A 6,469-nucleotide genomic window follows, 5' to 3' on the forward strand; every position below is an offset into this window, starting at 1 on the left:
CCGGCGACGACCGGTGACCCGGGCCGGATCAGGCACTGGATCGGCGGCAAGCCGTGGAGCGGCGAGAGCGCGCGCTCCGGCGAGGTGTACGACCCGGCGACGGGACGGGTGGCGGCCCTCGTCGACTTCGCGGACGAGTCCACCGTGGACGAAGCGGTGGCGGTCGCCCGGGAGGCCTTCGCGTCCTGGCGGAACGCGTCGTTGGCGCAGCGGTCGAACGTGATGTTCGCGTTCCGCGAGCTGCTCAACGCCCGCAAGGGCGAGCTGGCCGCGATCGTCACCGCCGAGCACGGCAAGGTGCTGTCCGACGCGGCGGGCGAGGTGCAGCGCGCGCTGGAGTCCGTCGAGTTCGCGTGCGGCATCCCGCACCTGCTCAAGGGCGGGTTCAGCGAGAATGCCTCCACCCGGGTCGACGTGTACTCGATGCAGCAGCCGCTGGGGGTGGTCGGCGTGATCTCGCCGTTCAACTTCCCCGCCATGGTGCCGCTGTGGTTCGTGCCCAACGCCATCGCGTGCGGCAACGCGGTGGTGCTCAAGCCGTCGGAGAAGGACCCGTCGGCGGCGAACTTCATCGCGGAGCTGTTCGCCGAGGCCGGGTTGCCCGACGGCGTGCTGAACGTCGTGCACGGGGACAAGGTCGCGGTCGACCGGGTCCTGGAGCACCCGGACGTCAAGGCGGTGTCGTTCGTCGGCTCGACGCCGATCGCGCGGTACGTCTACGAGACCGGCACGCGGCACGGCAAGCGCGTGCAGGCGTTGGGCGGCGCGAAGAACCACATGGTGGTGCTGCCCGACGCGGACCTCGACCTGGCGGCGGACGCGGCGGTGTCGGCCGGGTTCGGCTCGGCGGGGGAGCGGTGCATGGCGATCTCGGTCGTCGTCGCGGTGGACCCCGTGGGCGACGAGCTGGTGTCGAAGATCGCGGACCGGATCCGGGACCTGCACGTCGGTGACGGCCGTCGGCCGGGCTGCGAGATGGGCCCGCTGGTGACCGGCGCGCACCGCGACCGCGTGGTGTCCTACGTGGACGCCGGGCGGGCCGAGGGCGCGTCGCTGGTGGTGGACGGCCGGTCGCACGAGATCGACGGCGACGCCGCGGGGTTCTGGCTCGGGCCGACGTTGTTCGACCACGTCGGCACGGACATGTCGATCTACCGGGACGAGATCTTCGGGCCGGTGCTGTCGGTGCTGCGGGTCGCGGCGTACGACGACGCGCTGGACGTGGTCAACGCCAACCCGTACGGCAACGGCACCGCCATCTTCACCAACGACGGCGGCGCGGCGCGGCGGTTCCAGAACGAGGTCGAGGTGGGGATGGTCGGCGTGAACGTGCCCATCCCGGTGCCGGTGGCCTACTACTCGTTCGGTGGGTGGAAGGACTCGCTGTTCGGCGACTCGCACGCGTACGGCCCGGAGGGCGTGCACTTCTTCACCCGCACCAAGGTGGTGACCGGTCGGTGGCTTGATCCGTCGCACGGCGGGGTCAACCTCGGCTTCCCGCAGAACACCTGACGCGCCCGGTCCGGCCGGCGGCGTGCCGCCGAGGGGTGTGCGCCGCCGCGCCGGACCACGGGCCCGCGCCGGGGCGCTACTTCGCCTGCGCGGCCAACGCCTGGGGGAGCGGGTCGTACCGGCTGAACCGGCGGGTGTAGGTGCCGGTGCCGGAGGTCAGGGACCGCAGCTCCACCGCGTAGCGGAGCAGTCCGGTGGCCGGCACCTCGGCGCGGACCACCGTGTAGCCGGGGGTGTCGGCCTCGGTGCCCAGCACGCGGCCGCGGCGGCCGGACAGGTCGCCCAGCACGGTGCCGAGGTGGTCGTCGGGCAGTCGCACGACCACCTCGTCCACGGGTTCGAGCAGCGTGGTGCTGCCGTTGGCGGCGGCTTCCTTGAGCGCCAGCGCGCCCGCGGTCTGGAACGCGGCGTCGGACGAGTCGACCGAGTGGGCCTTGCCGTCGACGAGCGTCACGCGGATGTCCACGACGGGGTACCCGCCCTGCAGACCGCGTTCGAGCTGCGCCCGCACGCCCTTCTCGACGCTCGGGATGAACTGGTGTGGCACCGCGCCGCCGACGACCCTGTCCACGAACTCGAAGCCGGAACCGCGCGGCAGCGGGTCGACCACGATGTCGCACACCGCGTACTGGCCGTGCCCGCCGGACTGCTTCACGTGCCGCCCGTGGCCCCTGGCCTGGCTCGCGAACGTCTCCCTCAAGGCCACCCGCACCGGCTCGGTGTCGACGTCCGCGCCGCCCGCGCGCAACCGGGCCAGCACGACGTCCGCGTGCGCCTCCCCCATGCACCACAGCACGAGCTGGTGGGTCTCGGCGTTGCGCTCCAGCCGCAGCGTCGGGTCGCCGGCGACCAGCTTGCCCAGGTTGCGGGCCAGGTTGTCCTCGTCGCTGCGGCTGCGCGGCACGACGGCCACCGGCAGCAGCGGCTCCGGCATCTCCCACGGCGCCACCAGCAGCGGCTGGTCCGGCGCGGACACGGTGTCACCGGTCTCGGCGGAGCCCAGCTTGGTCAACGCGCACAGGTCGCCCGCCACGCAGTACGGCACCTCGCGCAGGTTCGCGCCCAGCGGCGAGTAGACGTGCGCCACCCGTTCGTCCGCGTCGTGGTCCTCGTGGCCGCGGTCGGCCATGCCGTGACCCGACACGTGCACCGGCCGTTCGGGGCGCAGCGTCCCGGAGAACACCCGCACCAGCGACACCCGGCCCACGTACGAGTCGACCGCCGTGCGCACGACCTCGGCCACCAGCGGTCCGTTCGGGTCGGCCTCCAGGCGCGGTCGCGGGATGCCGTCCACACCGGTCACCTCGGGCAGCGGGTGCTCCAGGGGCGAGGGGAAGGCACGTGCGATGCCGTCGAGCAGCTCCGGCAGGCCGAGCCCGGTCAACGCGCACACCGGCATCACCGGGTGGAACGAGCCGCGGGCGACCGCCGTCTCCAGGTCCGCGATGAGCGTCGCCTGGTCGACGTCCTCGCCGCCGAGGTAGCGGTCCATCAGGGTCTCGTCCTCGCTCTCCGCGATGATCCCCTCGATGAGCGCGTTGCGCTGCTCCTCGAAGCGGGGGTCGTCGGTGACGAGCAGGTTGACCAGGCCGTCGCCGTCGGGCAGGTAGAGGGGGACCACGCCCGCGCCGAACGCCTCCTGGCACGAGGCGATCCCGGTGAGCACGTCGGCGCGCTGGTGGTCGGTGCGGGCGACCACGACCGCGCGCGGCATGCCCACCACCGCGCACTCCTCCCACAGCGCCACCGTGGCGGGGTCGACGCCTTCCGCCGCGCTGACCACGAACAGCGCCGCGTCGGCCGCCCGGAGCCCGGCGCGCAGCTCGCCCACGAAGTCCGCGTAGCCGGGGGTGTCGATGAGGTTGATCTTGACGTCGCCGTGCCGGACGGGCGCGACCGCGAGACCGACCGACCGCTGCTGGCGCACCGCCGCGGGGTCGTGGTCGCACACCGTGTTGCCCTCGGTGACCGAACCGGGTCGGGTCAGCACGCCGGTGCTGGCGAGCAGGGCCTCGGCGAGCGTCGTCTTGCCGGAGCCGGACGGGCCGACCAGCACGACGTTGCGGACCTTGGCCGGGTCGTCCACAGCGACCGCGCCTGCCGAGTGGCCGTTGTCGGAGTGCTTGCTGCCCATTGGGACCACCCTCCACAAGTGTTTAGTGTCCGATCTCACACCCGTGGGCCGTGGGGGACAACCCCAACCGGCCACACCCAACCCGGCAGGAGGAATCCGGTGGAAGGTCGTCACCAGGTGTGCCGCCGGTGGTCGGCCGATCGGTGGCCGTGTCGTCGTCGTGGAAGGTGGCGTGCGCCACTACCTGCGAAGGAAGTGGAAGTGGCCTGCCGAGAACGCGCCTGATTGGCATGCTTCGGCGGTCCACGTCGGCCGTACCATGGGTGGTGTTCGCCCCCTACTCCCAGAGAGGCTGGTCGTGACCACTTCACCCGACGCCGGCACCCAGGTCACCGGCACTTCCCGCGTCAAGCGGGGCATGGCGGAGATGCTCAAGGGCGGCGTGATCATGGACGTGGTCAACGCCGAGCAGGCCAAGATCGCGGAGGACGCGGGCGCCGTGGCCGTCATGGCGCTGGAGCGGGTGCCCGCCGACATCCGCGCGCAGGGCGGCGTGTCCCGGATGAGCGACCCGGACATGATCGACGGCATCATCGCCGCGGTGTCCATCCCGGTGATGGCCAAGGCCCGCATCGGCCACTTCGTCGAGGCGCAGGTGCTGCAGTCCCTCGGTGTGGACTACATCGACGAGTCCGAGGTGCTGACGCCGGCCGACTACGCCAACCACATCGACAAGTGGCAGTTCACCGTGCCGTTCGTGTGCGGTGCGACGAACCTGGGCGAGGCGCTGCGCCGCATCACCGAGGGCGCGGCGATGATCCGCTCCAAGGGCGAGGCCGGCACGGGTGACGTCTCCAACGCCACCACGCACATGCGCAAGATCCGCGCCGAGATCCTGCGGCTGCAGAACCTGCCCGCCGACGAGCTGTACGTCGCGGCGAAGGAGCTCCAGGCGCCGTACGAGCTGGTCCGCGAGGTGGCCGAGGCGGGCAAGCTGCCGGTCGTCCTGTTCACCGCGGGCGGCATCGCGACCCCGGCCGACGCGGCGATGATGATGCAGCTCGGCGCGGAGGGCGTGTTCGTCGGCTCGGGCATCTTCAAGTCCGGCAACCCGGCGCAGCGCGCGGAGGCCATCGTCAAGGCGACGACCTTCCACGACGACCCGGACGTGATCGCGAAGGTCTCGCGCGGCCTCGGTGAGGCGATGGTCGGCATCAACGTCGACGAGATCCCCGAGCCGCACCGCCTGGCCGCGCGCGGCTGGTAAGGCCCCGTTCTCCCCGACCGCGGCCCGCCGAACCCCGGCGGGCCGCGGTCGTTCCGGTCAGGAGATCGGGTAGACCTCGATGTCCGCCTCGTGGCCGTTGGAGCCGGCCAGCTTCCCATCCGTGGTGATGAGCGGTACGCCCAACCGCTCGGCCAAGGCGACGTAGAACGCGTCGTAGGCGGTGATCGATCCGCGCAGGCTCCACGCCCGCTCGGCGAGCGTTCGCAGTGGGAACCGCTCGACCGGAGCCGAGCAGATGAACGAAAACGCCGTCGTGGCCTGTTCTCCGGACAACTCCGCCCGTCGTTCCATGCGGCGCAGGACGCGCAAGGCCTCCGCGTCGAGCAGTTCCGGTGCGGCGGCGGTCGAGTGCGACAGCCGCCGCATGAGCATCCGGTCGGGGGCCTTGTTGGACACGACTTCGATGAGGGCCGAGCTGTCGACCACGATGTCGAAGGTCACTTCTCGTCGCCCTCTTCCCGGATCTCGCGGATGGTCCGCCGGATGATGCCGCCGTCAACTCCCCAGTCGCGGTCGGTGGCGGCCCCCATCCACTCCTCCATCGTGGGCTTGGCGGCCATGTCCACGAGGTAGTTGCGCAGGTAGGCGGTGAGCGACATCCCCCGTGCGCGGGCCCGCGCCTGAAGGATGTCGACCACGTCGGCGGGCACGTCGCGGACGTGGACCGGCTTGGTTCCGCGCTCGCTCATGTCGTCGACTATAGGTTCGGCGGTTGCTGTCTGCATGCAAGATTCATCGACAGGACTCTCCACTGGCTGTATCGCTCGAACGCGTGTTCTAGACGTGCTCCGAGACCAGGAGGGCGGTGGTGCCCGGTTCGAGGGCTTGGGCCGTGTGCGGGAGGTCGCCCGGGTACATCAGGTAGTCGCCCGGACCCAGCTCGACCGGTTCGGTCCGCGGGCCGGCGAGCATCCGGCCGGTGCTGACGACGAGGTGCTCCACGGTGCCCGCCATGTGCGGCTCGGACTCGCGGGGCGGGCCCGGTTCCAGGGTGAGCACGTAGATGTCGCGCCGGGCGCCCGGCGGGCAGGACGCCAGCAGGGTCGCGGTGTAGTTCGCGCGTTCCGAGTAGATCGCCGGCCCCTCGCCCGCCCTGATCACCTTGACCCGGGGCGTCGGCGGGTCGACCAGGCGCGCGAACGGCACGCCCAGCGCCACGCCGAGCGCCCAGAGCGTCTCCACGCTGGGGTTGCCGCTCGCGGACTCCAGCTGGGACAGGGTGGACTTCGCGATCCCCGCCCGCTTGGCCAGCTCGCTCAACGAGAACCCGGCACGTTCGCGCTCGCGGCGCAGCGAGGCGGCGATGACGTCGAGCGGCGCCCCTGTGTTCGGCATGACAGTCCAATCGTTCGGCTTGACGAACGGCACGTCACTGTTCATCGTAGAAGACGATGCGTTCGACATGGCGAACCCTTGATCCCCAGCTGCTGCGTGACGTCTCCGCGGTGGCGGCCGGCGCTGCCGTCAGCGGCGCCTCCTTCGGCGCCATCTCGACCGGCGCGGGCCTGCCGTGGTGGTTGCCCGTGGCGATGTCACGGCTGGTCTTCGCGGGCGGCGCGCCGGTCCTGGCCGTCGGCGGGGTCACGGCCGGCGGC

6 protein-coding genes and 1 pseudogene are annotated in these 6,469 nt (G+C 71.8%); 3 read left to right on the forward strand and 4 right to left on the reverse strand.

The window, feature by feature from the left end; all coding sequences use genetic code 11:
• The first annotated feature begins 27 nt into the window (after positions 1-27).
• Positions 28-1,512 (forward strand): CoA-acylating methylmalonate-semialdehyde dehydrogenase, encoded by a 1,485-nt coding sequence (locus AB0G02_RS25420; RefSeq protein WP_360798128.1) that lies wholly within the window; start codon positions 28-30, stop codon positions 1,510-1,512.
• A gap of 76 nt (positions 1,513-1,588) precedes the next feature.
• Here AB0G02_RS25420 and AB0G02_RS25425 read toward each other — a convergent pair whose 3' ends face one another.
• A complete protein-coding gene (locus AB0G02_RS25425) occupies positions 1,589-3,646 on the reverse strand; it encodes an elongation factor G-like protein EF-G2 (protein WP_360798118.1) in 2,058 nt (685 codons plus the stop codon).
• Positions 3,647-3,944: 298 nt separating this feature from the next.
• Here AB0G02_RS25425 and pdxS point away from each other — a divergent pair, with 298 nt between their 5' ends.
• On the forward strand, positions 3,945-4,853 hold the full coding sequence (gene pdxS, locus AB0G02_RS25430) for a pyridoxal 5'-phosphate synthase lyase subunit PdxS (RefSeq protein ID WP_360798120.1): 909 nt from the start codon (positions 3,945-3,947) through the stop codon (positions 4,851-4,853).
• Positions 4,854-4,910: 57 nt separating this feature from the next.
• Here pdxS and AB0G02_RS25435 read toward each other — a convergent pair whose 3' ends face one another.
• The 3 genes from AB0G02_RS25435 to AB0G02_RS25445 all read right to left on the reverse strand — a co-directional run bounded on the left by AB0G02_RS25435 (position 4,911) and on the right by AB0G02_RS25445 (position 6,209).
• The gene (locus AB0G02_RS25435; RefSeq protein WP_360798122.1) at positions 4,911-5,315 is read right to left on the reverse strand and encodes a type II toxin-antitoxin system VapC family toxin; all 405 of its coding nucleotides are present in this window, start codon (positions 5,313-5,315) and stop codon (positions 4,911-4,913) included.
• Entirely contained in the window at positions 5,312-5,563 is a 252-nt protein-coding gene (locus AB0G02_RS25440; RefSeq protein ID WP_360798124.1) for a hypothetical protein, read from the reverse strand. The genes AB0G02_RS25435 and AB0G02_RS25440 overlap by 4 nt, the downstream gene beginning before the upstream one ends.
• Positions 5,564-5,651: 88 nt before the next feature.
• Positions 5,652-6,209 (reverse strand): XRE family transcriptional regulator, encoded by a 558-nt coding sequence (locus tag AB0G02_RS25445; RefSeq protein WP_360798126.1) that lies wholly within the window; start codon positions 6,207-6,209, stop codon positions 5,652-5,654.
• A gap of 56 nt (positions 6,210-6,265) precedes the next feature.
• On the opposite strand from AB0G02_RS25445, the pseudogene AB0G02_RS25450 reads away from it, so the two are divergent.
• Positions 6,266-6,469, forward strand: a pseudogene (locus tag AB0G02_RS25450) (branched-chain amino acid ABC transporter permease); the annotation flags it as partial.

The organism is Actinosynnema sp. NPDC023658, from assembly GCF_040639995.1.
Taxonomy (GTDB): Bacteria; Actinomycetota; Actinomycetes; order Mycobacteriales; family Pseudonocardiaceae; genus Actinosynnema.